Origin of the sequence: Algibacter aquimarinus (assembly GCF_039543265.1) — a bacterium.
GTDB classification, from domain to species: domain Bacteria; phylum Bacteroidota; class Bacteroidia; order Flavobacteriales; family Flavobacteriaceae; genus Algibacter_B; species Algibacter_B aquimarinus.
In genome coordinates, this window is the sequence record NZ_BAABJK010000006.1 from 324,819 (window position 1) to 350,411 (window position 25,593).

Annotated in this window: 25 protein-coding genes; 16 read left to right on the top strand and 9 right to left on the bottom strand. The window is 31.5% G+C overall.

What is annotated here, in order from left to right; all coding sequences use genetic code 11:
* Positions 1-108: 108 nt before the first annotated feature.
* From ABD939_RS10605 to ABD939_RS10620, 4 genes are all read right to left on the bottom strand, one after another.
* Positions 109-744 carry a peroxiredoxin-like family protein gene (locus tag ABD939_RS10605; RefSeq protein ID WP_345168155.1) on the bottom strand — a complete coding sequence of 212 codons (636 nt, stop codon included), beginning with the start codon at positions 742-744 and terminating at the stop codon, positions 109-111.
* Between the two features lie 197 nt (positions 745-941).
* Positions 942-1,757, bottom strand: a complete 816-nt coding sequence (locus ABD939_RS10610; RefSeq protein WP_345168158.1) for a mechanosensitive ion channel family protein — start codon at positions 1,755-1,757, stop codon at positions 942-944.
* Positions 1,758-1,777: 20 nt separating this feature from the next.
* Positions 1,778-1,960 carry a hypothetical protein gene (locus ABD939_RS10615; RefSeq protein WP_109353385.1) on the bottom strand — a complete coding sequence of 61 codons (183 nt, stop codon included), beginning with the start codon at positions 1,958-1,960 and terminating at the stop codon, positions 1,778-1,780.
* Positions 1,960-2,535 carry an RNA polymerase sigma factor gene (locus ABD939_RS10620; protein WP_345168165.1) on the bottom strand — a complete coding sequence of 192 codons (576 nt, stop codon included), beginning with the start codon at positions 2,533-2,535 and terminating at the stop codon, positions 1,960-1,962. The genes ABD939_RS10615 and ABD939_RS10620 overlap by 1 nt, the downstream gene beginning before the upstream one ends.
* Before the next feature lie 236 nt (positions 2,536-2,771).
* Between ABD939_RS10620 and ABD939_RS10625 the strand changes: the two genes are divergently transcribed.
* A complete protein-coding gene (locus tag ABD939_RS10625; RefSeq protein ID WP_345168168.1) occupies positions 2,772-3,554 on the top strand; it encodes a S1/P1 nuclease in 783 nt (260 codons plus the stop codon).
* Between the two features lie 15 nt (positions 3,555-3,569).
* Here ABD939_RS10625 and ABD939_RS10630 read toward each other — a convergent pair whose 3' ends face one another.
* From ABD939_RS10630 to ABD939_RS10640, 3 genes are all read right to left on the bottom strand, one after another.
* Complete coding sequence (locus ABD939_RS10630) at positions 3,570-3,941, bottom strand: hypothetical protein (RefSeq protein ID WP_345168170.1); 372 nt, start codon at positions 3,939-3,941, stop codon at positions 3,570-3,572.
* Positions 3,942-4,084: 143 nt separating this feature from the next.
* Positions 4,085-5,485: a dihydrolipoyl dehydrogenase gene (lpdA, locus tag ABD939_RS10635; RefSeq protein ID WP_345168172.1), complete on the bottom strand. Its 1,401-nt coding sequence runs from the start codon at positions 5,483-5,485 to the stop codon at positions 4,085-4,087.
* Positions 5,486-5,582: 97 nt separating this feature from the next.
* A complete protein-coding gene (locus ABD939_RS10640) occupies positions 5,583-7,175 on the bottom strand; it encodes a S41 family peptidase (protein WP_345168174.1) in 1,593 nt (530 codons plus the stop codon).
* Between the two features lie 123 nt (positions 7,176-7,298).
* Here ABD939_RS10640 and smpB point away from each other — a divergent pair, with 123 nt between their 5' ends.
* From smpB to ABD939_RS10660, 4 genes are all read left to right on the top strand, one after another.
* Positions 7,299-7,757: an SsrA-binding protein SmpB gene (smpB, locus tag ABD939_RS10645; RefSeq protein WP_345168176.1), complete on the top strand. Its 459-nt coding sequence runs from the start codon at positions 7,299-7,301 to the stop codon at positions 7,755-7,757.
* A gap of 74 nt (positions 7,758-7,831) precedes the next feature.
* Entirely contained in the window at positions 7,832-8,356 is a 525-nt protein-coding gene (locus ABD939_RS10650; RefSeq protein WP_345168179.1) for a hypothetical protein, read from the top strand.
* A gap of 13 nt (positions 8,357-8,369) precedes the next feature.
* Positions 8,370-10,190, top strand: a complete 1,821-nt coding sequence (locus tag ABD939_RS10655; RefSeq protein ID WP_345168182.1) for a Xaa-Pro dipeptidyl-peptidase — start codon at positions 8,370-8,372, stop codon at positions 10,188-10,190.
* Between the two features lie 11 nt (positions 10,191-10,201).
* Positions 10,202-10,747, top strand: a complete 546-nt coding sequence (locus ABD939_RS10660; protein WP_345168185.1) for a pyridoxamine 5'-phosphate oxidase family protein — start codon at positions 10,202-10,204, stop codon at positions 10,745-10,747.
* Positions 10,748-10,751: 4 nt separating this feature from the next.
* Here ABD939_RS10660 and ABD939_RS10665 read toward each other — a convergent pair whose 3' ends face one another.
* Positions 10,752-11,393: a protein-L-isoaspartate(D-aspartate) O-methyltransferase gene (locus ABD939_RS10665; protein WP_345168187.1), complete on the bottom strand. Its 642-nt coding sequence runs from the start codon at positions 11,391-11,393 to the stop codon at positions 10,752-10,754.
* 156 nt (positions 11,394-11,549) lie between these two features.
* Here ABD939_RS10665 and ABD939_RS10670 point away from each other — a divergent pair, with 156 nt between their 5' ends.
* The 11 genes from ABD939_RS10670 to ABD939_RS10720 all read left to right on the top strand — a co-directional run bounded on the left by ABD939_RS10670 (position 11,550) and on the right by ABD939_RS10720 (position 22,825).
* On the top strand, positions 11,550-12,509 hold the full coding sequence (locus ABD939_RS10670) for a Gfo/Idh/MocA family protein (protein ID WP_345168190.1): 960 nt from the start codon (positions 11,550-11,552) through the stop codon (positions 12,507-12,509).
* Position 12,510: 1 nt separating this feature from the next.
* The gene (locus ABD939_RS10675; RefSeq protein ID WP_345168192.1) at positions 12,511-13,401 is read left to right on the top strand and encodes a 3-hydroxyacyl-CoA dehydrogenase family protein; all 891 of its coding nucleotides are present in this window, start codon (positions 12,511-12,513) and stop codon (positions 13,399-13,401) included.
* Positions 13,401-13,853, top strand: a complete 453-nt coding sequence (locus ABD939_RS10680) for a YcxB family protein (RefSeq protein ID WP_345168195.1) — start codon at positions 13,401-13,403, stop codon at positions 13,851-13,853. The genes ABD939_RS10675 and ABD939_RS10680 overlap by 1 nt, the downstream gene beginning before the upstream one ends.
* An 11-nt stretch (positions 13,854-13,864) precedes the next feature.
* Positions 13,865-15,103 (top strand): DUF1015 domain-containing protein, encoded by a 1,239-nt coding sequence (locus ABD939_RS10685; RefSeq protein ID WP_345168198.1) that lies wholly within the window; start codon positions 13,865-13,867, stop codon positions 15,101-15,103.
* A gap of 56 nt (positions 15,104-15,159) precedes the next feature.
* Positions 15,160-15,822 carry a YggS family pyridoxal phosphate-dependent enzyme gene (locus ABD939_RS10690; protein WP_345168200.1) on the top strand — a complete coding sequence of 221 codons (663 nt, stop codon included), beginning with the start codon at positions 15,160-15,162 and terminating at the stop codon, positions 15,820-15,822.
* Positions 15,823-15,865: 43 nt separating this feature from the next.
* A complete protein-coding gene (locus ABD939_RS10695; RefSeq protein ID WP_345168202.1) occupies positions 15,866-16,207 on the top strand; it encodes a four helix bundle protein in 342 nt (113 codons plus the stop codon).
* 38 nt (positions 16,208-16,245) lie between these two features.
* Positions 16,246-17,610, top strand: a complete 1,365-nt coding sequence (locus ABD939_RS10700) for a 3'-5' exonuclease family protein (RefSeq protein ID WP_345168203.1) — start codon at positions 16,246-16,248, stop codon at positions 17,608-17,610.
* Positions 17,611-19,575, top strand: a complete 1,965-nt coding sequence (locus ABD939_RS10705; RefSeq protein ID WP_345168205.1) for a DUF3857 domain-containing protein — start codon at positions 17,611-17,613, stop codon at positions 19,573-19,575.
* Positions 19,576-19,595: 20 nt separating this feature from the next.
* Positions 19,596-20,429 (top strand): ion transporter, encoded by an 834-nt coding sequence (locus ABD939_RS10710; RefSeq protein WP_345168208.1) that lies wholly within the window; start codon positions 19,596-19,598, stop codon positions 20,427-20,429.
* Positions 20,419-21,336: a tRNA (adenosine(37)-N6)-dimethylallyltransferase MiaA gene (gene miaA, locus ABD939_RS10715; protein ID WP_345168210.1), complete on the top strand. Its 918-nt coding sequence runs from the start codon at positions 20,419-20,421 to the stop codon at positions 21,334-21,336. Before ABD939_RS10710 ends, miaA begins: the two co-directional genes overlap by 11 nt.
* A gap of 187 nt (positions 21,337-21,523) precedes the next feature.
* A complete protein-coding gene (locus ABD939_RS10720; protein WP_345168213.1) occupies positions 21,524-22,825 on the top strand; it encodes an SPOR domain-containing protein in 1,302 nt (433 codons plus the stop codon).
* Positions 22,826-22,838: 13 nt separating this feature from the next.
* Here ABD939_RS10720 and ABD939_RS10725 read toward each other — a convergent pair whose 3' ends face one another.
* Complete coding sequence (locus tag ABD939_RS10725) at positions 22,839-25,499, bottom strand: DNA gyrase/topoisomerase IV subunit A (protein ID WP_345168216.1); 2,661 nt, start codon at positions 25,497-25,499, stop codon at positions 22,839-22,841.
* Between the last annotated feature and the right edge of the window lie 94 nt (positions 25,500-25,593).

Sequence of the window (25,593 nt, forward strand, 5' to 3'; positions counted from 1 at the left end):
GTAGTGAGTATTTATTGTTCTCTAAATTATCACTTTAAATTTTAATAATAAAAAAAATCCCTTTTCAAATGAATGAAAAGGGATTTTAATATTTACATACATATTTCTTTATAGTACGTTTAAAATATCTTGAGGATCGGCTCTTTCGGTATAATCTTCTGAGACAAAAGCATAGCTTATTTTTCCATCTGAATTTACAACATAGGTTGCTGCCATTGGGAGTTCGTAATCGTTATTACCATTATGTTTTGCAACATCTAAATTAAAGTCGTTGTATACGTTTTTTAATGCTTCTGGCATTTTAAACACTAAACCTATTTGCTTTGCTACTTGATTATCAATATCACTTAAAACAGAAAATTCTAATTCGTTTTTTTCTGAAGTCGTTAAAGAGTTATCTGGTGTTTCTGGTGAAATGGCTATTAACGAAGCACCTTTAGCTTTAATTTCTGGTAGCACTGCTTGTAAGGCTTTAAGTTCTAAATTACAATACGGACACCAACCGCCTCGGTAAAAAGAAATAACTGTACTGCCTTTTTGTAAATAACTGGATAGTGCTTCCTTTTTACCATTTACGTTTGGTAATTCAAAATCTACCATAGTATCCCCTGTTTTTAGGGCATTATTCGATAAATGTACGTTAATTAAATCTTGTGTACTACCCAACATAACGTCTAGTTTTTCTTTTGGAATACTAGCCAATGACTGCTCTTTTTTTTGCTTTAATTGCTCTGTTAAATTCATTTTAAATGCTATTTTATTTTCAAAGTTGGTCTTAATTTAAACTAAAACCTAACCATTGGTAATAGTTAAAAAAATCAAAAAAAAAAAAAAAAGAAATAAAAAATCCCTTTACAAATGAATGAAAAGGGATGATAAGATGTAGAGAGTGTTTCGTTACCCAGAAAAGTAACCAACCAAATTTTAACCCTAACTTAAAGTTAATCCTGAATACTTACTTGACTCTCTACAATATCTTTAATGGGTACTATTAATTTTCCTTCTTTTGTTTTTATGGTTACAGATATACTATTGATGGCTTCAACTTCGCCGCGTATATCATTAAATTCAATGACTTGACCAACCTCATATAACTTTCTTGCATAAAAGGTGCTTAATACTTTTTCTATTACATTACGAGCTCCTAATCCAAAGGCTAAAGCAAAGGCTAATAAAAATGATGCAAGGATCATTTTTATATTACTAGTGATAATCTCAGTATTTATTTCAGCTTGATTTAATGCTGTTATACTTATTAAAACCATTAATAATATAAATACCAATTGGCTTAATAATTTACCTCCAGATAGCTCTAAAGATTCAAATAAACTCTGAAGTGATTTCTTTACAAAAGTTGCAAACAATAAACCTAATGTTACAATAACTAAGGCTGTAAATAACTTTGGTAAATAAGCGAAAAAGCTTTTTAAACCTTCAGACACCATGGTTAATTCTAGAATATCTGCAACTATGGTAATTAAAACGATATACAATAACCATTTTGTGGTCTTAACAAGAATTTTTACTAAATTAATGTTTAACGTTTTTCCTTCAGATAATTCAATTTCATTAAGCTTATCTCCTAACTTATTGACATTGGCTTTTGTTAATACTTTTTTAAGCACACTTGTAATTATCTTTGTTACTATTAAAAAAATAATAATTAATGCAAGCACTCCGAGAATTTTAGGTGCTGAAGCGGCTATGTCTATCCAAATACTTTCTAATGATTCTTTTATTTGATCTAAAAAATCCATAATTCGTGGGTTATAATTGGTTATTGGTTTTTCTTATTTCTATTGCTTACTACTGTTTCTATAACATGACTAAAATTATAAGAAAACAAAGCAGCCAAATCCATTAAGAGTTTAGCCATAGCGATATCACTCATCACCTTTGACTTTAACTCTGGCGGAACTTCCTTTAGAGGCTGGTTTATATGTTTAAATGGATTATCCATTAATTTTGGTTTTCGTTATATACGGTTACTAGTTTATCTTTTGCGCGTTTAATTCTCATTTTTACAGCGCTATCTCCTAAATCTAAAGCACTTCCAATCTCTTTTATGGTTAAAAAATCTTGGTATTTTAATAAGAGAATCATTTTTTCCTCCGGAGAAATAAGTTCTAATGCAACCTTTAACTTTTCAACTTTCATGTTAAGGAAACTATTATCTTCTTCATCGTCTTCAGAAAGATTCTCTATGTCTTTATAATCAACCGACTGCTTTTCAAACTTCTTAGCCGTATTTCTTGTTACATAGTTTACACAATGATTATAGGTAAACGCATACAACCAAGTTGAAAACTTCGATTTGCCCTTAAAGCTAGCCAATTTAACAAAGAGTTTTAAAAAAACATCTTGTGTTAAATCCTTTGCTTCATCACCATCCTTAGCAAAACCATAACATTTGTTATATACCAAACCGGCATACCTGTCATACAAAGTTTCAAAAAGCAATGTGTTATTTGTTTTCACAATTGCTTCTATCAAATCTTCATCAGATAGTGTATTAATTTTGTCTAGGGTTTTCAAATTTAGCTTACGCTATTTAGTTGTTATTAATTTTTAAGACACGCACTTATTTAAAAAGTCACATAAATTGCAAAATATATTTAAGTTATTATATACGGTTATTTATATATACGCATTTACTACGCAAAAAAGTAATTTTGCAATTAAAGTATAAAGATGATTAAACTTTTGTTAACTGGGTATTATAAACCTCATTCTTCTATATGATATTCATAAATTAGCAAAAATTTTAAGTTATGAAGTCTCTAAATGTTCTCCTTATTGCTATAATATTTATTTCACCAATAAACAGTCATGCTTATAACGATGTTTGGAGTCAAACCGGACACAGAGTAGTTGGAGAAATAGCTAGTAAACACATAACAGGTAAAACGAAACGAGCGCTTAAAAAAATTCTTAAAGGCCAATCTTTAGCTTTTGCTTCTACTTTTGCTGATGAAATTAAATCGGATAGACGTTATAATGAATTTTACACGTGGCATTATATAAATATGCCTATGGACATGGATTATAAAAATTCAAAAAAAAATCCAGAGGGCGATTTAGTATCCGGAATAAATTACTGTATAAAAATTATAAAAGATGATAATACAACTAACGATGACAAAGCTTTTTACCTAAAATTACTTATTCATTTTATTGGAGATTTGCATCAACCCATGCATATAGCACTAGAAGAAGACCGTGGTGGAAACGATTTTAAAGTACAGTGGTTTAATGAAGACTCAAATCTTCATAGAGTTTGGGACAAGCATATGATTGAGGATTATAATATGAGCTACACAGAGCTAGCTAACAATGTTAAAACACTAAGTAAAAAGCAGAAAAAAGCTATACAAAATGGTAGTATTATAGATTGGGTTGACGAAACCCATGAATTAACCAGAGAAGTATATAAGAATACAAAACCTAACGACAATTTAAGATATAGCTATTCTTATAAGAATTTTGACACTGTGCGTTCTCAACTACAAAAAGCAGGAATTAGATTAGCTAAGGTTTTAAACGATTTATTTTAAAGGGAAACTTTAATTTTACTGATCAAACCAATTAAAAGCCAAATCATTAGAGCTAGTTTTTATTGAATTATTTACATCACTGTAAAGCGTACTTAAAGAAATGTTTTTACTTAAATCTAAACTTGATAAGTAATTATTTCTGCAGTCTAAATACGTAAGTGATGTGAATTCCTCTATCCCTTTTAAACTTTTAATTTTCTTATTAAATAAATCTAAAAACGTTACAGATTGCACATCTATTCTTAATACACGCCCATTTACTGTTTTATCGCTATCAATACCTTCTTCAACAAGTACTCGTTCAAAATTCTGGTCTGGAATATTTATAGTTTGAGAATAAGAAATGGTACAGAAAAGCGTAAGTAGAAATACAAATACTAGTTTCATTTTGATTGGTTGGTTGATTAGTCGTTACTAATGTATAAAAATTTATTTAACAAAAAATTAACAAAGTATAATGTTTCTCTTTAAAACAAAAAAAAAGCAGCCTTAAAGGTTGCTTTTTATCTTATTATGATAAGAATTGTATGTTAAATATGCAAAGCTCTATCTTCTGTAGCTGCTAATGCTGCTTCCTTAATAGCTTCTGTAAACGTTGGATGTGCATGAGACATACGAGAAACATCCTCTGCAGATGCACGATACTCCATGGCTACAACAGCTTCTGCAATCATGTCGGCAGCTCGAGCTCCAATCATATGCACTCCTAAAATTTCATCCGTTGTTTTATCGGCTAGAATTTTCACAAATCCATCTAAATCCATACTTGCTCTACTTCTACCCAATGCACGCATAGGAAAAGAACCTGTTTTATATTCTATACCAGCTTCTTTAAGTTCTTCTTCTGTTTTACCAACAGCCGCAACTTCAGGCCATGTGTAAACAACACCCGGAATTAAGTTATAATCTATATGTGGTTTTTGTCCAGCAATTGTTTCCGCAACAAATACACCTTCTTCTTCCGCTTTGTGAGCTAACATCGCGCCTTTAACCACATCTCCAATAGCATAAATATTTGATGCTGATGTTTGTAAATGGGCATCAACTTCTACTCTTCCTCTATCGTCTAATTTTACTCCAGCAGCTTCAGCATTTAAACCATCTGTGTAAGGACTACGACCAACTGATACTAAACAATAATCGCCTTTAAATTCTACTTCTTCGCCTTTTTTGTTATCAGCTTTCACAATAACTTCATCGCCTTTACGCTCCACAGATTTCACTTTGTGAGACACTTGCATTTTAAATTTAGCTTTCTTGAAAACTTTATTTAATTCTTTAGACAAGCCAGCATCCATAGTTGGGATAATTCTATCCATGTATTCAACAACAGTAACCTCAGCTCCTAAACGTCTGTAAACTTGACCTAGTTCTAAACCAATAACACCTCCACCAATAACAATCATATGTTTTGGTATTTCTTTAAGTTTTAAAGCTTCTGTAGATGTAATAATGCGCTCTTTATCAAGTTCGATAAATGGCAAATTAGAAGGCTTACTTCCCGTAGCTATTATGGTGTTTTTTGCTTCTATTTCAGTAGTCTCTTCTCCTGCAATAGTAATATGAGTTGCATCTTTAAAGCTTCCTAAACCTTGATAGACATCAATGTTATTCTTTTTCATTAAGAAATCAATACCGCCAGTAGTTTGGTCTACAACAGCTTGTTTTCTTGCTATCATTTTTTCTAAATTCACTTTTACCTCACCAGGAACTTCAATACCATGTTCTTCAAAATGCTTTACTGCATCTTCGTAGTGATGTGAAGAATCTAAAAGTGCTTTACTAGGAATACAACCTACATTTAAACACGTACCGCCTAATGTTGAGTATTTTTCTATTATGGCAGTTTTCATGCCTAATTGCGCACAGCGAATGGCTGCTACGTATCCTCCAGGACCAGAACCGATAACGGCTACATCGTATGAATTCATATATTTTTATTGAAGTTTTTTTATTAAAAAAATCGAAAACCAAAAATACGAATTTAGATTCAAGGAATTTATAGGTTTTCCAGTTTTTTTGAGCAAATTATTCCTGTTTCTTTATATCGTTAAGAATCCATTCTAATTCGGTATCTACCCCTGCTCTTCTATCTTTTACAGTAGGACTAATTTCTACATCTGGCTTAATTCCATAACCATCTGGTTCTTGTTTTTGAGGTGCTTCAACTTGCATTAAACCCATTCTTACCTTTAACTTTGTTGTTGGCAATTGGTAAACTTTATAAACCCCTGCTACAGTTCCGTTATAGGCACCTCCTGTTTCTTCTCCAACAAAAGTGGCGCGCTTAGTTGCTTTTAGGTGCGTTGAAATTAATGAAGATGCAGAAAACGAATTCCCGTTTATTAAAACATACATTTTACCTTTGTAGTTTAATGGGCTTGGTTCTTGAATTTTAGACTCTTTAAACTTATAGTACAACTTACCGTTTTTCTTTTTTGTTTTAATTAAGTTTCCTGTAATAATAATTGGTGATAATAACCCAGAGACCACTTTAAGACTAACAGGTGTTGTATTACTCATTAAATATTTCATGAAGGGAATTCTACTATTCACTTCACTTTCCAATATAAATTGATAATCTTTATCGGTTAAATAGGAATACAAATTTTCTATTTCGGCTATTCTTCCGCCTCCATTATCTCTTAAATCTAAAATAAAATTAGTCGTTTTAGCAGAATCTATTTTTGCAAAACTTTCTTTATAAAATTTCTTGTAATTTCCGTTTGAAAAAGCTCGTATTTTCATGTAAGCTACGGTACTATCTTCGCCTATGAAATCTAAACTACGCGTGTAATCCTTTATTTTTGAAATATATCCGTATTTTTTATTATCCTTTCGCTTCTTTCTTGATGCTAAACGTTTTTCCTTTTTTTCTTCACTTGTTAACTTTTTGGGCTTTACTTTTTTAACTGCTGCGGTATCTATAGCAAGCGAATCTTTCTTTTCCTTTTTTGGAATCCTTTTAAACATTTTAGTAAACACCGAATCTTTAGATTTAAAGGTAACCTGCAAACTGTCTAAAAAACCTTTGTCTCTAACATAATATGCTGTAAATGCTTTTCCTACAAACCTATTATGAAGAGTTTTATTATAACCATCTGAAGCAAAACGGGTTTTATAAGTTTCGGCTAGTTTAGATGCAGATTCTCCATTTAAACTTAATACTTCATTACCAACTAAAGTTGAGTCTTTTCCGTAACTATTTTTAACCCAAAGTTTATCTTCTAAATACTCGAAAGCTAAATCGTAAAATTCAAACTTTTTTTTACTTAGTGCTTTACGTTCTTTTTTTGTGAATCGTTTAGATACGGAACTTACAGCAACATGCCCTTGCCTAACATTTGTAACTACAGGCGCCAATTTTTTATAAAACGTCTTTGAGTCTAAAGGCTGGTTAATTGATTTTTTTAAGCTATCAAATTTAAAATCTAAATCTGCTTTAGGTGTATATTGGTAAAGTTTTGGATGATGTTTTTGTAATTGTTTATAGAGTTTATCTACATCATCATGTAAATCTTCAACAGCATGTAATGAGGTAATTTGAGAGTTGTACTTTTTAACACTGGCGCAAGACACCAATAAAACTAAACTTAAGGCAAGTAAAAAAAACTTCTTCATATATAAAAAATATAATGCTAAAATAGAAGTATTCGTATTAATTTAAAACCTATTACACTTTCTTTAACTTTTCAATAAAACAAGGTGATGCATTACGTACAAAATTATGTAGCTTTGTGCTTCATGCAAAAAAACATAAACATACAAAACAAAAAGGCACGTTTTCAATATGAAATATTGGATAAATACACTGCTGGAATTGTATTAACTGGTACCGAAATAAAATCTATAAGAAGTAGTAAAGCATCTATTGCAGAAAGTTTTTGCGAGTTTAATGAAAATGGAGAACTTTTTGTGGTTAATATGACGATTCAAGAATATGCTTTTGGTAATTATTATAACCATAAACCGAAAGCTACCCGTAAGCTTCTATTAAATAAAAAAGAACTTAAAAAACTTAATAAAGAAGTTCAAAACACAGGATTAACTATTATACCATTGCGTTTATTTATTAATGAAAAAGGCTATGCAAAGCTTGAAATTGCCTTAGCAAAAGGTAAAAAACTTTATGATAAACGCGAAACTATTAAGGACAGAGATAATAAACGAAACCTTGATAGAATCAAGAAAATCTACAAATAATTTATGAAAGCCTTAACGCTTCATTTTTATTGAAAATACTACTTTGTACACTCTAACTAAATACTTTTTTCAATATGAAAAAAATCTACTTTACATTTTGTTTTTTGGCATTGTTTTTTACTTTAAATGCTCAAGAAACAAAAGATTATTCAACAAAAGTTAAAACTCTAGATAGCACAATAGAAACACTTTACGCAGTTATTTCTGGAGAAAAAGGACAAGAACGTGATTGGAAACTTTTTAAATATCTTTTTAGACCAGATGCAAAACTTATCCCCATGGGTAAAAATGAAGAGGGAGAATATATGGCTCGTTACATGAAACCTGATGATTATATTAAAAGCTCAGGAAAATGGTTAGTGGAGAATGGTTTTTTTGAAAAAGAAATTTACAGAAAAACGGATGGTTTTGGCAGTATAGCTCATGTTTTTAGCACCTACGAATCATACAAGAGTGAAGCCGATGAAAAGCCATTTATGCGAGGTATTAATAGTATCCAATTGCAATTTGATGGCAAACGCTGGTGGGTAGTTAATATTTTCTGGACTCATGAAACTGAAATAAATCCTATACCAAAAGCCTATTTACCAAAAGCCTAAAATAACCTAATTTATGATAAAATTTGTAAAAAATAATATAGCATTCATACTAATAGTACTATCAATAATTTCTGTTAATGCCCAAGAAAAAACAGAACCAATTTTTAAAGATGGTGAAGCGCAAATTGTAGAAGCCTTCAATACACCTGAAAAATGGATTAGACATGATTTATTTGTTGAAACCACTTTTGATACGGATGGCGACGGAAAGTTAGACCGCATGCATGTTGATGTTACCAGACCTTATCAAACCGATACTGAAGGGTTAAAACTTCCTGTAATTTATGAATCTAGTCCTTATTATGCTGGTGTTGCACCAGATGTTGATGGTGTATTTTGGAATGTTAAACATGAACTTGGTAAAATGGCAGAAGAACGCGTTCATCCTGAAGTAACACGTTTAGGCAAACGACCTATAATATCAAATTCACAAATTAAAACTTGGGTTCCAAGAGGTTATATTGTGGTACATTCATGTTCACCAGGAACAGGACTGTCTCAAGGGTCTCCAACCGTTGGAGGTCAAAACGAATCTTTAGCGCCAAAAGCTGTTATAGATTGGTTAAATGGTCGTGCTAAAGGCTACACAGAACCTTACGGGAATGAAGAAGTTAAAGCTTTTTGGACTACTGGAAAAGTTGGTATGACAGGTACTTCTTATAATGGTACTATTCCACTAGCTGCTGCAACAACTGGTGTTGACGGTTTAAAAGTAATAATTCCTGTTGCGCCGAACACATCTTATTATCATTATTATCGCTCTAACGGGTTAGTGCGTTCTCCGGGTGGTTATTTAGGAGAAGATATCGATGTTTTATACGATTATATTCATAGTGGTGATGAATCGAAACGTGCTCATAACAACGCTAAAATTCGTGATACCGAAATGAAAAACGGTATGGATAGAATAACAGGAGATTATAATGATTTTTGGGCTGGACGTGATTATCTAAATCAAATGAAACCTATGAAAGCAGCATTATTAATGTCGCACGGTTTTAACGATTGGAATGTGATGCCAGAGCACAGTTATCGTATTTATAAAAAAGCTTCTGAAATGGGACTACACACTGGTATTTACTATCACCAATTTGGTCATGGTGGACCGCCACCTATTGGTATGATGAATAAATGGTTTACACATTATTTACACGTAATAGACAATGGTGTAGAGAACGAAACTAATAAAGCTTGGATTGTTCGTGAAGGTGATAAAATGAGCGAACCAACACCATACAAAGACTACCCAAACCCTGATGCAAAAGACGTGACTCTCTACTTAGCTGGCGGAGCTCCAAATGCTGGTGTTTTAGCACCAACCAAATCCCCTAACGAGGGAAAAGAAACTTTGGTTGATAATTATTCATTCTCCGGCGAAGCATTGGCTAGAGCAGAAATTACCAATCACCGTTTGCTATTTGTAACTCCTAAGCTTTCAAAAGATTTACACATTTCTGGTATCCCTAAAATAACCGTGAAACTAGCAAGCAACAAACCTGCAGTAAATTTATCGGTTTGGTTAGTGTCCTTACCATGGAACGAAGGACGACGCGTAAAAACTACAGATAATATTATTACACGAGGTTGGGCAGATCCTCAAAACCATAAGTCTTTAACCAAAAGTGAACCTTTAAAACCTGGTAAGTTTTATGAGATTTCTTTTGAATTAATGCCCGACGACCAAATTATAAAAGCAGGACAACAAATAGGTTTAATGATATTTTCCAGTGATAAAGACTATACACTTCATCCAAAACCAGGAACAGAATTAACTATTGATTTGGATGGAACGAGTTTAACGTTACCTGTTGTTGGCGGGATGAATGGATTTTAATATTAAAATAAATGAGCAAATTTTTTACTGAAATAACACCCGAATTAAAAGACTTTATCAAAAACCAAAAAATCTTTTTTGTAGCAACTGCAGCTGAAGATGGTCGTATCAATCTATCACCAAAAGGACATGACACGCTTCGAGTTTTAAGCCCAAATAAAGTAGTTTGGTTAAATCTTACAGGTAGCGGAAACGAAACAGCTGCTCATCTTTTAAAAAAGAATAGAATAACGATTATGATGTGTGCTTTCGAGGGCAAACCACTTATATTAAGGCTTTATGGTAGCGCAAAAGTTTATCATGAACGCGATGATGAATTCCAAAAACATATTGGATTATTTGAAGATAACACTGGATCAAGACAAATAATTGAGGTTAATGTTGATTCGGCACAAACTTCTTGTGGTTATTCAATACCGTTTATGGATTTTAAAGAAGAACGCGGACAACTTAATGCATGGTCTAAAAAACAAGGAAAAGATCGCATTGAAAAATACTGGGAAGAAAAAAACACAACAAGTATTGATGGTTTTGAAACTAAAATTTTAGAAGACTAACCACTTAGTTCTTATCCTCCAATAAAGGCACAAACCTAAACTCACCAAATTCTTCTTGGTCAAATTCTTTTTGGCCTTTTCGAGTAAACATAGTCATAACTTGCACATCATCACCTACAGGAATAACTAACCTTCCTCCTATTTTTAGCTGACTCAATAATGGTTTGGGAACAAAAGGAGCACCAGCAGTAACTATAACACCTTCAAAAGGAGCTTCTTCTTCTAGCCCAATATACCCATCACCAAAAATTAGTTTTTTTGCACGATAGCCTAACTTAGGTAAAAATTTACTCGTTTTTTTAAACAATTCATTTTGGCGCTCTATACTATAAACCTTGGCTCCCAATTCGCATAAAACAGCTGTTTGGTAGCCACTTCCTGTACCAATTTCTAAAATTTTATCGCCAGGTTTTATTTGTAGTAATTCAGATTGAAAAGCTACTGTATAAGGCTGCGAAATAGTTTGATCTGCACCAATAGGAAACGCTTTATCTTGATAAGCATGGTCTAAAAAACTTGAATCCATAAATAAATGCCTCGGTATTTTTCCAATGGCGTTTAAAACGGCATCATTCTTTATTCCTTTGTTAATTAATACGTTAACAAGCTGTTGTCGTAGCCCTTTGTGTTTAAATGTATCTTTCAATTTTGGTGATGTTAGTTCTGCTAAAATTAGTTAAACATTTTAAAGCTTGAAACTATTTATTCAGATTTTATTTTTCGTGAAATTCATTCCAAATATTCACATTAATTAAGTAAATTGATACATTATTATTTTAATTTTGTTGAAAACATAAAAATTATGCTAAACGCTGGAGTACTTGGTGCTGGTCACCTAGGAAAAATTCATTTAAGACTACTTAAACAATCAGAAAAATACAACCTTGTTGGCTTTTATGACGCTGATGAAGAAAACGGTAAACGAGTAGAACAAGAATTTGGATATACTTTTTTTAATTCTATTGATGCCCTTATTGACGCAGTTGATATGGTTGATATTGTTACACCTACACTCTCGCACTATGATTGTGCAAAACAAGCCATAGCAAAAGGAAAGCATATTTTTATTGAAAAACCCATTACCAATACTGTTGAAGAAGCAGAACATATTAGAGAACTTTTAGCAGAACACAATTTACGCGGACAGGTAGGACACGTAGAGCGTTTTAATCCAGCGTATTTAGCTGTAAAAGATGATATAAAGTCACCAATGTTTATTGAAACACATCGTTTGGCAGAATTTAATCCTAGAGGAACTGATGTTCCTGTTGTTTTAGATTTAATGATTCATGATATAGATATTATTTTAAGTGTTGTAAAATCTAAAGTGAAAAATGTTTCAGCCAGTGGTGTTGCCGTTATTAGTGATACACCAGACATTGCTAACGCTCGTTTAGAATTTGAAAATGGTTGTGTAGCCAATTTAACAGCTAGCAGAATTTCTCTAAAAAAAATGCGTAAGGCACGTTTTTTTCAAAAGGACGCCTATATTTCAGTTGACTTTTTAACTAAAAAATGTGAAGTTGTAAAAATGAAAGACGCTCCTGAAAACCCAGGAGATTTTGATATGATTTTACAAAATGCTGAAGGTATTAAAAAACAGATTTATTTTGATAATCCGCCAGTACCTGACAATAATTCTATTCTTGATGAATTAGAAACTTTTGCTGATGCCATAAATAACAATACAACCCCAGTAGTAACGCTTCACGACGGTACAGAAGCACTTCGAGTGGCTACTCAAATTATAAAAAGTTTTTAAAATGAAAAACATTGCTGTAATTGGTGCTGGCACCATGGGAAATGGTATTGCTCATACGTTTGCTCAAAGTGGTTTTAAAGTACAGTTGATTGATGTTAGCGAAGAGGCTCTAAACAAAGGTTTACAAACCATAGCTAAGAATTTAGATAGAATGGTTGCTAAAGAAAAGATTACAGAGCAACAAAAAACAGATACTCTAAATAACATCACTCCTTTTACTAATATTAAAGAAGGTGTAGATTTTGCCGCTTTGGTTCTTGAAGCTGCAACTGAAAATTTAGATTTAAAACTTAAAATTTTTAAAGAATTAGATGACGCTTGTTCGGAATCAGCGATTTTGGCAACTAATACATCTTCCATATCAATAACGCAAATAGCAGCGGCTACATCAAAACCCGAACGTGTTATTGGTATGCATTTCATGAATCCAGTTCCGATAATGAAATTGGTTGAAATAATAAGAGGCTATAATACTAGTAATGAGGTTACCAATACCATTATGGAACTTTCTAAAACCTTAGGAAAAATTCCTGTTGAAGTAAATGATTATCCTGGTTTTGTAGCAAATCGAATTTTAATGCCCATGATTAATGAATCTATCGAAACATTGTATAATGGTGTTGCAGGCGTTGAAGAAATTGACACGGTTATGAAGTTAGGTATGGCACATCCCATGGGACCATTACAATTAGCAGATTTTATTGGCTTAGACGTTTGTTTATCTATTCTAAATGTAATGTATGATGGATTTAAAAATCCTAAATACGCTCCTTGTCCGCTGTTAGTCAATATGGTTCGAGCTGGTAAATTAGGAGTTAAATCTGGTGAAGGTTTTTATGATTATTCTGAAAGTAGAAAAGCTGAGAAAGTTTCTAGGCAATTTTCAAAATAATGATTCAGACAAAAAAATACGCATTAACAAAAAATGAGTACTCCAAGATTGTTATATCTAAACGACTAAAAAAATCTTGGTGGCTTTATCTATTGATGTTCTTATTAGGCGTTTTGTATTTACCTAAATTTGGAGAGGACAGCTTTAGTACTTTTTTTGTGTTATTTTCTTTTTTTTATCCTTTCCTTATGTTTACTTATCTATATTTTTGGTCAAGATCTAAAGGACATCAGCCCATATTCGCTGAAACAAGTTTATGTTTTGATGATGAATTTCTATATTTTAAAGGCAATAAGAATGAGACTAAATTAAACCCAGATAGCATTCAAAAAATAATTTCAAAACCCAAATATTGGCTATTATACATGTCTAAGGCAAAATTCATTTATATCCCAAAGCACATATTTTTCTCTGAAGAAGATTACAGAAAATTTTCCAATCTAATCAATTGAAATTAAAACCTATGGCTAAAATAATTCCATTTAAAGCTGTGAGACCAACAAGAGCCATTGTAGGTTTAGTCGCTGCCCGACCATACCAAAGTTATACTGTTGACGAGAGGGAATCTCGTATGGATTATAACCCTTACAGTTTTCTTCACATTGTAAATCCGGGATATAAATACCACAAAGCCATTCATGGTGAAGAACGTTACAAATTAGTTAGAAATAGGTATTTAGAGTTTAAGGAAGATGGCGTTTTTATTCAAGACGAAAAGCCCTCGCTTTATGTTTATAAAATTGTAAACAGACACGGCCAAGAGTTTAACGGTATTATTGCTGCAACAAGTGCAGAAGATTACGAGCAAAATATTATAAAAAAGCACGAAGACACTATAGCAAAACGAGAACAAACTTTTAAAACCTATTTACAAACTGTAGGTTTTAATGCTGAACCTGTACTACTTACCTATCCTGATAATGATATTATTGCGTCAATTATTAAGGAAACTCAAAAAAATTATGCCGAATTTGAGTTTACAATGACCTACAGAGACACACATTATTTATGGAAATTAGATAATGAAAAAGCTATTAATCAAGTTCAAAACGAATTTGATAAAATGAAAACCATTTATATTGCTGATGGGCATCATAGATCTGCTTCTTCCTTTCTCTTATATGAAGATGAAAAGAATAAAAATACAAATCACAATGGAAGTGAATCCTATAATTTTTTCATGTCGTACCTCATACCAGAATCAGATTTAGTCATTCATGAGTTTAATCGGCTTATAAAAGATTTAAACGGCTTAACTAAAGAAACCTTTTTAATTAAACTGGATTATTTATTTCGTATAACAAACAGAGGAAGTATTCCTTATACACCATCAAAACCACATCATTTCAGCATGTATTTGGATGGTGAATTTTACTCTTTATATTTAAGAAAAAAACGATATAAATTCAATACAGCTCTGGATCAACTTGATGCAGAATTGTTATATAAAACCATACTACAACCCATTTTAGGTATTCATAATTTAAGAAACGACAACCGTATTGAATATGTTAATGGCAGACATGAAATGATAACTATTAAAAGCAGTGTAGATAGTGGAGAATTTAAAATTGGTTTTGGGATGTGTCCTGCTACCATTAAACAAATTAAAAATATCGCAGACGAAGGATTAAAAATGCCACCAAAAAGCACTTATATACTACCTAAACTAAGAAGTGGAATAACTATTTATGAATTTTAACGTTAGTGAAATTTTATAGTTGTTCAATAATTCATAAAAAAAGAAATAGGAAATAAATGAGCATAACACAAAACCTTAATAATATAAAGTCATCTATTGCAAATCATGTAACATTAGTTGCTGTTTCTAAAACTAAGCCAATAAGCGATTTAATGGAAGCGTATAATGCAGGCCAGCGTATTTTTGGTGAAAACAAAATCCAAGAAATGGCAGAAAAGTTTGAAGCTATGCCAAAGGATATTTCTTGGCATATGATTGGGCATGTTCAACGAAATAAGGTGAAATACATGGCTTCATTTGTTAGCTTAATTCATGGTGTAGATAATTTTAAATTGCTAAAAGAAATTAACAAACAAGCCTTAAAACATAATAGAGTTATAGATTGTTTACTTCAAATAAAAATAGCTTCGGAAGATTCTAAATTTGGTATGACTGAAGTTGATGCTTTAGAAATTCTTCAGTCTGAAGCCTTTTCAGACTTAAAAAATATAAAAATTACTGGTGTAATGGGAATGGCAACATTTACCGACAACAAAAATCAAATTAAACAAGAATTTACAGTTTTAAAAAATACTTTTGATAATTTAAATTCCATACAAACCTCAAACTGCGACTTAAAAATAATTTCAATGGGTATGAGCGGCGATTATAAATTAGCCATTGATTGTGGAAGCACCATGGTTAGAGTTGGAAGTAGTATATTTGGACTTAGAAGTTAACAAGTAAAAGTGAAAAGTTAACAGTTTTATGCAAGAGTCAATATTGAAAAATAAGAGTTATGATTTTGCTATTTTAATAGTAAAATCATACAAAACTATTTCTTCTGAAAAAAAAGAATTTACTTTATCTAGGCAATTATTAAAAAGTGGTACATCAATTGGTGCAAATATAAGAGAGGCAGAATTTGCTCAATCAAATAAAGATTTCATAAATAAAATGAGTATTGCTCTGAAAGAAGCAAATGAAACTGAATATTGGCTTTTATTACTAAAAGATACTAATTATATAAATCATGATATATTTACAAAACTTGTTAATATAAATAAAGAGCTTATTAAAATGTTAGTTTCAACAATCAATACAATGAAATCAAAAAATCATTAACTATTAACTATTAGTTTTTAACTTTTAACTAAAAGTATTTGTACGCAATTGTAGACATAGAAACCACTGGTGGTAAATATAATGAAGAAGGCATCACGGAAATTGCAATTTATAAATATGATGGACACGAGGTTGTAGATCAGTTTATAAGCTTAGTAAATCCCGAGCGAGACATCCAACCTTTTGTAGTTAATTTAACTGGAATAAATAGCAATATGCTTCGTAACGCTCCAAAGTTTTATGAAGTAGCAAAACGTATTATTGAAATAACAGAAGATTGTATTTTAGTAGCCCATAACGCACAGTTCGACTATAGAATATTAGGTACAGAATTTAAAAGATTAGGTTACGACTATAAAAGAAAAACCTTATGTACCGTTGAATTAGCAAAAGATTTAATTCCTGATTTACCATCCTATAGTTTAGGCAAATTAGTACGCTCGTTGGGTATTCCTGTAACAGATAGACATAGAGCTTCTGGTGATGCGCTTGCCACTGTAAAGTTGTTCAAAATGCTTCTTGATAAAGATTCTACCAAAACAATTATCCAAAAATCTATTAGGTTAAACCCTAAAAGACAGTTAGAACCAAGACATTTAGATATTCTTGAAAGTCTGCCATCTGAAACTGGTGTATACTATATTCATAAAGCTGATGGTAAAATTATATACATAGGCAAGAGTAATAATATAAAAAAACGTATTAACCAGCACTTCACCAACACGAATCATAAATCTAAAAAAATACAAACTCAGGTTACCGCTGTAACATACGAAGCTACTGGAAGTGAGCTCGTTGCACTCTTAAAAGAAAGTGAAGAAATAAAACGAGTTAAACCATTACACAACAGAGCCTTAAGGCGCAACATCTTTACTCATGCTTTATATGCTTTTAAAGATGGAAACAACTATTTAAATCTTAAAATTGACATTGCAGACGGACGTAAAAAACCAATTACAACCTTCAGTAATAGACAGAGTGGAAAAAGTTTTATTACCAAAGCTGTTGAGGATTATAATCTGTGTCAAAAATTGTCTGGTCTATACAAAACAAAAAGTAGTTGTTTTAAATACGAAATAAAAGAGTGTGAAGGTGCTTGCATAGAAAAGGAAAGTCCAGAATTATACAATAAACGCGTATTATCTTTAATTGAAAAAAATAGCTACTCAAACAAAAATATGGTGATTATTGATAGAGGCCGAAAAGTTGATGAACGAAGTGCAATATTAATTCAGAATGGTGTTTTTAAAGGCTTAGGGTTTTTCAACCTTAATTATCAAATAAACAATCTTGAAGTTTTAGAATCCATTATCACACCAATGAACAACAATAGACACACGCAACATATTATTCAAAGCTATTTGAGAAAGAATAAACGATTAAAAATAATTACATTTGATTAAATGAAACAGTACATTCTAACATTTTTCTTTCTATTCATTACCCTTATATCATTATCGCAATCAAACAATTCTAAAAATAAATTTAGAGTAACACTTAATGATTTAAAGATGCAATCTTATGAAAAAGATTCTACTGCCAATGCCCTTGTAATTTACGAATACGGTAATAGCTATGTAGATAGAAATGACTATGACTTAAGGACTCAAGAAAAACATAAAATAAAAATATTAAGTAAAGAAGCCTTTGATGAAGCTAACATTGTTTTGTATTTGTACAATGATGGTAACAACTTTGAAAGAGTAAAAAACATAATAGCTACTACCTACAACCTAGTTGAAAATAAAGTAATTACAACAAAATTAGAAGAAAAAGATATTTTTAAAGAAAAGTATAACGATAATTATACACTAGTAAAATTTACACTACCAAATATTAAAGTTGGCTCTGTTATTACCTATAGTTATACTTTACGCTCTCCTTTTATGTTCAAATACAAAGGATGGAAATTTCAAAGTGAAATACCTAAAATATATAGTGAATATAGAGCCAGTATACCGGGTAATTGGGAATATAATATTAAACTCGTTGGAGGCAAAAAGTTATCTGTTAATGAGTCTGAAATTGAAAAAAATTGTTTAGAAGTAGGAAATGGAGGTTCCGCACACTGTGGAAATTATAAGTACGTTATGGAAAATATTCCTGCGTTTGTTGAAGAAGACTACATGACCAGCGAATCTAATTATTTAGCAAAAATAGATTACGAATTAAAAACCTTTAATAGTTTTGATGGCACCAAAAAGGACTATACCAAAACATGGAAAACTGTAGATAAAGATTTAAAAACAGATGCCAAAATTGGTAGACAACTCAATAAATCTATTAAACCCGAAGATTACCTAAGCCAAGGAATAATTAATGAGAAAAATAAATTAACAAAAGCCAAATTAATTTATAATTACGTTCAAGATAATTACACATGGAATGGTGAATATAAACTTTTTTCTGAAGGGTCAGTAAAAGGCTTATTAAAAAATAAATCAGGCAATGCTTCATCTATTAATATACTACTGCACAACCTATTAAAAGCATCTGATATTGATGTAAATCCACTACTTATTTCTACCAGAGAAAATGGTTTTCCTACAAAAATCTACCCTGTATTATCAGATTTCAATTACTTAATAGCCCAAGTTACAGTTGATGAAAAAACGTATTTATTAGATGCCACAGATAGCTATTTGAATTTTGGAGCTGTTCCCTTTAGATGCTTAAATGAATATGGGAGACTTTTAGACTTTAAAAAAGGCAGTAAATGGATAGATATTAAGCCAAATAAAATATCATCTGTAAATTATCAGGTAAATTTAAATTTAGAAAATGATAATTTAATTACTGGAAAAATTAGTTCCAAAAGAACAGGCTACCATGCCTTAAATATTAAAAAACGCTATTACCCGAATCCAGATAAGTACATAAGCAACCTTGAAGATAAATTTCCTTATGGAGAAATTTCAGATTACGAAACTATTCATAAAGATTCTGAAAGTGAAAATTTTATTGAAAGTTATAATATTGAATACATTCCAGACGATACAAATAGTAATATTTATTTAAATCCATTTTTTGTTACTTTTTTTAAAGAAAACCCCTTTAAATTACAAGAAAGAACATACCCAATAGATTTTGGGTACAAAGATTCTTATTTCTATATGCTTAAATTAAATTTTGATGAAAGCTACGCCATAAAAGAAAAACCAACTGATTTAAAATTAGCTTTACCTAATAATATGGGAAATATTGTTTTTGCAAGCACATTTAATGAAACGTCTTTTAGTCTTTCGTTTAGAATAAATTTTAAATCACACATATACACCCCAGATTACTACCCATACCTTAAAGAGTTTATGAGTAAAATAGTAGACATTCAAACCAATTCATTAATTCTAATAAAAAGACAAGAATAATCTTTCTTATATTTGATTAAATGGAAAAGCCAAAAAAACATACCTGGAGATTTAGACTTCATGAAATAATTTACGAAGCAGATACCCCTGCAGGTAAGTTTTTTGATATTGTACTTTTTATTGCCATTATTGTAAGTATCATTTTTGTCATGCTTGAAAGCATTGAAGAAATTGATAAAAAATACCATGACATTCTAAATACAGCAGAATGGGTAATTACAGTTCTGTTTTCTATTGAATATATCGCTAGAATTGTATCTGTAAAAAAACCTACTAAATACATCTTTAGCTTTTATGGTATTATTGATTTACTTTCCACTATTCCAAAATATTTATCATTCTTTTTAGTAGGTTCGCATTCATTAGTAGCGCTCAGAGCGTTGAGACTTCTGCGTGTTTTTAGAATTCTTAAATTAACTAGATACATTGGAGAATCTACAAATCTAATCAGAGCATTAAGACTAAGCCGTGCAAAAATCATCTTATTCATGATGTTCGTATTTATTCTTTGCGTCATTTTAGGTACCATTATGTATCTAGTAGAAAGTGGTCAAGATAGTGGCTTTACAAGTATTCCTAGGAGTGTTTATTGGGCTATTGTAACGCTTACTACAGTTGGCTACGGAGATATTGCTCCCGCTACAGCTTTAGGTCAATTAATAGCCTCTGTAATTATGCTAATGGGTTACGCTATTATTGCTGTTCCTACTGGTATTGTATCTGCAGAAATGATACGAACAAATAAACGTTCAATTGAAACCAATACTCAAACTTGCCAATATTGTATGGCTAGAAAGCATCGTGATAATGCCGAGTATTGCTACAATTGTGGTGAATTACTAAATGAAGACTAAATATCTTATCTCTATTGTTGGTCCAACTGCAATTGGAAAAACAGCTTTAAGCATTAAATTAGCCCAACATTTTAAAACTGAAATTATTTCTGCTGATTCTCGGCAGTTTTTCAAAGAAATGGAAATTGGTACAGCAGCCCCTACCAAACAAGAATTGGCATCTGCAAAGCATCATTTTGTTCATAATAAATCTATACATGATAATTATAGCGTTGGCATTTTTGAAAAGGAAGTTTTAAAAACTTTAAATACCCTTTTTAAAACAAACAATATAGTTATTATGGTTGGTGGTTCAGGACTATACGTTGATGCCGTTACAAAAGGTTTAGATGATTTCCCTGATATAGATTCAACCATAAGAGAAAATCTTAATAACGAGTTAAAAACAAAAGGTTTACTACATTTACAAGAACAGCTAAAAACATTAGATTTAAAAAGTTATGAAACCATAGCTATTGATAATCCTCATCGCATTATTAGAGCACTAGAAATTTGTATTGGAACTGGAAAACCTTATTCCTCTTTTTTAAGTAAAAAGCTAGCCAATCGGAATTTTAAAACAATAAGTGTTGGTCTTATGGCAGATAGAGAGATTATCTACAATCGAATAAATCAACGAGTAGATACTATGATAAAGATGGGGCTACTAAACGAAGTTGAAAATTTATATGATTTTAAAAAATTAAATTCATTAAATACAGTAGGTTACAAAGAGTTATTTAAATATTTAGATGAAAAGTGGGAATTAGATTTTGCCATCGCAGAAATAAAGAAAAATACACGTCGCTTTGCAAAACGGCAGCTAACTTGGTTTAAAAAGAACAAAGAAACTCTCTGGTTTGATTATAAAACTGAACCCAATATTATAGTAAAAGCTCTTGAAGATAGACTTAAATATTCTAGTTAACTCAATTAAAATAGTATAAATATTAAGCTACACTTTTTAAATTAAATTACATTTAAACGATTATATATGCATTTTATCGTATATTTATCAAGATTTATTAGTTTTTATCAAATCCATTAAACCTAATCCAATTAAAATTAATTGTTTTGATAATAAGAATAAATAGAAACATTAGAATTTTGAAGCAATGAAAAAGACAATTAGTTTATCCGTTTTTTTACTATTTACAATCTCTATGATTGGTCAACGCATTGTTTATAATGGCCAGAACCAAATTAATCGTTACCTAGAAGATCCATCTTTTGTATCATTAAACGGTGAATATAATATGTCCGCCATTATTCAGGCTTCAGATACAGATATATCTAACACATCGCAATACATAGCAGCACAACTATCTCCTTTTGATAATGTTGCTTTTGGTTTGGATTACTCTAGGCATAGCTATCAAGTTTTTAGATATTCTCAAATGTTTTTTAACGGCCGCTACAGATTAAACCTAGGGAACGAATTTCATTATATAAATCTAGGAGCTTCTATTGGTATAGATCGTTTAAACGAAGATAGGTCTTCAAGAGAAAATGACCTTAACACTATTTACAGATTAGGCTTACACTACACCAATTTTAATTTAACCATTGGTGGTTTTCTTAATAATTATGCATTACAAAACGATCTTTCCAACACGAGTTTAGATCCATTTACAAATATTGAAGGCTATACCGCATTTCTTTCATATAGATTCCGAATTTCAGACAGCTTTAGATTTTCACCCATGGCAAGATATAATTCATACGACGAGTTAGATTTCTTTGAAGGTGTTGCGAATTTAAATTACAAAGGCAATTATGAATTAGCTGTTTCGTATAAAGACAATTACTCATTAAATGCAGCTTTAAGCGGAAGATTTTTAAAGTTTATAAGAGTTAGCTACTCTTACGAAAGTGCTATAGGCGACCAAGTCTTTAATGATGTACACTCTGTGGGTGTATCTATTGACTTAAGACCAAAAGAAAACGAAATACCGGAATGGCTAGCAAACGTTAAAAGAAACAGAGAGAAAATTAAAAGTATAAAAAAGGTAAAAGAAGAACCTGCTATAGCTGTTGAGGAACCAAATACTGAAGTTGATGATACCATTGTTGAAAATATTGAAGAAATAGATCCTGTGGCAGAAGCTGAAAAAGCTGAACTTCTTAAATACCCTGTAATGACTGAAGAAGCACCATCTGATATTGTTGGTGGTAAATTGAAACCAGGTTATTATATCATTCTGGGTAGTTACAAAAAGGTCGATAACGCTGAAAAAGAAATAGAACGTTTAAGAGCTAATGGTGCGTATGCTAGATATGGTAAAAAAGACGCTAATGACGATTTCAATTATGTATACGTAGACCGCTATGAGGATAGAGATATAGCATCAAAACGTACACTAGCTAAACAGCGCGAAAAAGGTTTTGAAAGAGTATGGTTATTAAGAATTAAATAATAGTATTTAACCTTTAAAACATTGTAATTTGTCCTTCGTCATCAACATCTGGTTCTGATTTATTTTCATCAGAGCCGGATGTTCCTTCAGATTGATTGTCATTAGTTTTACTCGACAAATCCTCTTCATCAACTACATCCAAATCATCAGCATGAACCTCCTCAGGAGCTTCATAAGGCAAAGGCTCTAATAAATTTATCTGATTTACTTTATCTTTAGTTAGCTGATTTCCTAATGCAGTAATTCCTTTAACGGAAATAAACTCTTCTAAGTTTATTTCTAAATTATCCTTTCTGTCTTTTCCGCGTTCTTTAGCAAAAACAACTTCTACCATAGGTTTCCAATCGGTAGTTACAATTTCTAATTGCGAATTTTGATGTTCTGAAATAAAAGACTCTTCTCTTCCCTCGTTTTCTATTAAAAAGCGTTTAACGTAGTAAAGTTCTTTTTCTCCATTAAAATAAATAGCAGAAATAGGTTTTTTCGGCACCCATTTTTCCATAACAATCATATCGTCATCAAAATGCATAGTAACTTCTGGAGTTACTGTTTTAATTATACCCGACTGATTAACAATAAGTAGCTTATCCTCACCTCTAAACTCTCCAACCAGTTCTCCTCTACCATCAACATTTAATCGCTGTACAGTATCATCAAACCATATTTTCCGAGGTTTTAAAGTAGATACACCTTTCTCTTTTAATTCAACTCGCTTAATGGTGTATTTAGTTACTAAATTTCCTTTAGAAACACGCCCTTTAATAAGAATGTCAGCGAAATCTATATCCCATTTCAATTTTTTAATACTACCAGCTTGCCTGAGAAGAATAGTAACAACCTCAGCTTCACCATTAGGATTTGCAGAGAAATACAACACATTAGACCCTTTGTTACCATTAGTTAAATCGTAATCTCTATCTCTAGTCATACTCGTAACCGCAAATCTTTTTATGTATGATGGCCCTTTAGCCCCATCTCTATAAATCATATTGTAAATGGTACGCTTATCTTTCTTTTTAAATACAGCTACATGAATAATATCTTTACCAATAAAGGTTTTAGAATCTACCTTGGTCACCATCATTTTACCCTGTTTTGTAAAAACAATGATGTCATCAATATCACTACAATCACAAACATATTCATCACGTCTAAGTGACGTTCCAATAAACCCTTCTGCCCTATTTACATAAAGCTTTGTGTTTCTAATAACAACTTTAGTAGCATCTACATCATCAAAAGTTCGAATTTCAGTTTTACGCTCTCTACCTTCTCCATAATCTTTTTTAAGCCTTGTAAAATAAGCAATTGCATAATCTATAAGATTTGCTAAATGATGTTTAACTTGAGCTATTTGATCTTCTAAAGCATCAATTTTTTGTTGTGCTTTATCAATATCAAACTTAGAAATACGCTTAATTCTTATCTCTGTTAAACGCACAATATCATCTTCTGTAACGGCGCGTTTTAAATGTTTAATATGAGGCTTCAAACCTTTATCTATAGCAGAAATAACACCCTCCCAAGTTTCTTCTTCTTCAATATCGCGGTAAATTCTGTTTTCAATAAAAATTCGTTCCAAAGATGCAAAATGCCATTGCTCTTCAAACTCACCTAATTTAATTTCTAATTCTTGTTTTAAAAGTTGAACTGTATTGTCTGTAGAGCGACGCAACATTTCTGTAACACCTATAAACAAAGGTTTATTATCTTCAATAACACAACCTAAAGGAGATATTGACGACTCGCAACTCGTAAAAGCATATAAAGCATCAATGGTTTTATCGGGCGATAAACCTGATGGCAAATGCACTAGTATTTCAACTTCTGCCGCAGTATTGTCTTCTATTTTTTTAACCTTAATTTTACCTTTATCATTTGCTTTTAGAATCGAATCTATAAGGGATGATGTGGTTGTACCAAAAGGTATTTCTGTAATGGTTAATGTATTTTTATTTAGTTGAGAAATTTTAGCTCTAACACGCACTTTCCCACCTCTTAAACCATCATTATAATTTGAAAAATCTGCTACTCCTGCTGTTGGAAAATCGGGTAGAATAGTAAAGCGTTTTCCTTGTAAATGCTTGATTGAAGCATCTATAAGCTCAATGAAGTTATGAGGCAATATTTTTGTTGATAAACCTACTGCAATACCTTCACCGCCTTGCGCCAAAAGCAAAGGAAACATTACAGGTAAGTTTACAGGCTCTTTTCTTCTACCATCATAACTAGCTTGCCATTCTGTAATTTTAGGGTTGTAAACAACATCTAATCCGAATTTTGAAATTCGTGCCTCTATATAACGCGAAGCAGCTGCACGGTCGCCAGTTAAAATATTCCCCCAGTTTCCTTGAGTGTCTATTAATAAATCTTTCTGACCAATTTGTACCATAGCATCAGCAATACTAGCATCACCATGCGGGTGATACTGCATAGTATGACCAACAATGTTTGCTACTTTGTTGTAACGCCCATCGTCTAAATCTTTCATGGAATGCATTATACGACGTTGTACAGGCTTAAAGCCATCTTCAATTGCAGGAACCGCACGCTCAAGTATTACATATGATGCGTAATCTAAAAACCAATCTTTATACATACCCGTAACACGAGTAATGGTTTCTTTAGGTTCGTCTTGTTCGTTTGTTAAATCGTCGTTTTGGTCTTCAATCATTAAAAAATCTTAATTTTTTGGCCTTCCGTTAAGATATGTTCTTACTTTTTTATTTCGTTTTTTTGCTTTTGCTGTAACATCATGTACATGCAAA

Coding starts and splice junctions, on each gene's coding strand:
- ABD939_RS10630 (WP_345168170.1), bottom strand. CDS start 3,941: ATGAAACTAGTATTTGTATTTCTACTTACGCTTTTCTGTACCATTTCT.
- ABD939_RS10690 (WP_345168200.1), top strand. CDS start 15,160: ATGAGCATAACACAAAACCTTAATAATATAAAGTCATCTATTGCAAAT.
- ABD939_RS10675 (WP_345168192.1), top strand. CDS start 12,511: ATGAAAAACATTGCTGTAATTGGTGCTGGCACCATGGGAAATGGTATT.
- ABD939_RS10655 (WP_345168182.1), top strand. CDS start 8,370: ATGATAAAATTTGTAAAAAATAATATAGCATTCATACTAATAGTACTA.
- ABD939_RS10670 (WP_345168190.1), top strand. CDS start 11,550: ATGCTAAACGCTGGAGTACTTGGTGCTGGTCACCTAGGAAAAATTCAT.
- ABD939_RS10705 (WP_345168205.1), top strand. CDS start 17,611: ATGAAACAGTACATTCTAACATTTTTCTTTCTATTCATTACCCTTATA.
- ABD939_RS10680 (WP_345168195.1), top strand. CDS start 13,401: ATGATTCAGACAAAAAAATACGCATTAACAAAAAATGAGTACTCCAAG.
- ABD939_RS10725 (WP_345168216.1), bottom strand. CDS start 25,499: ATGATTGAAGACCAAAACGACGATTTAACAAACGAACAAGACGAACCT.
- ABD939_RS10640 (WP_345168174.1), bottom strand. CDS start 7,175: ATGAAGAAGTTTTTTTTACTTGCCTTAAGTTTAGTTTTATTGGTGTCT.
- ABD939_RS10610 (WP_345168158.1), bottom strand. CDS start 1,757: ATGGATTTTTTAGATCAAATAAAAGAATCATTAGAAAGTATTTGGATA.
- ABD939_RS10605 (WP_345168155.1), bottom strand. CDS start 744: ATGAATTTAACAGAGCAATTAAAGCAAAAAAAAGAGCAGTCATTGGCT.
- ABD939_RS10625 (WP_345168168.1), top strand. CDS start 2,772: ATGAAGTCTCTAAATGTTCTCCTTATTGCTATAATATTTATTTCACCA.
- ABD939_RS10685 (WP_345168198.1), top strand. CDS start 13,865: ATGGCTAAAATAATTCCATTTAAAGCTGTGAGACCAACAAGAGCCATT.
- ABD939_RS10650 (WP_345168179.1), top strand. CDS start 7,832: ATGAAAAAAATCTACTTTACATTTTGTTTTTTGGCATTGTTTTTTACT.
- ABD939_RS10660 (WP_345168185.1), top strand. CDS start 10,202: ATGAGCAAATTTTTTACTGAAATAACACCCGAATTAAAAGACTTTATC.
- ABD939_RS10615 (WP_109353385.1), bottom strand. CDS start 1,960: ATGGATAATCCATTTAAACATATAAACCAGCCTCTAAAGGAAGTTCCG.
- smpB (WP_345168176.1), top strand. CDS start 7,299: ATGCAAAAAAACATAAACATACAAAACAAAAAGGCACGTTTTCAATAT.
- ABD939_RS10720 (WP_345168213.1), top strand. CDS start 21,524: ATGAAAAAGACAATTAGTTTATCCGTTTTTTTACTATTTACAATCTCT.
- ABD939_RS10710 (WP_345168208.1), top strand. CDS start 19,596: ATGGAAAAGCCAAAAAAACATACCTGGAGATTTAGACTTCATGAAATA.
- lpdA (WP_345168172.1), bottom strand. CDS start 5,485: ATGAATTCATACGATGTAGCCGTTATCGGTTCTGGTCCTGGAGGATAC.
- miaA (WP_345168210.1), top strand. CDS start 20,419: ATGAAGACTAAATATCTTATCTCTATTGTTGGTCCAACTGCAATTGGA.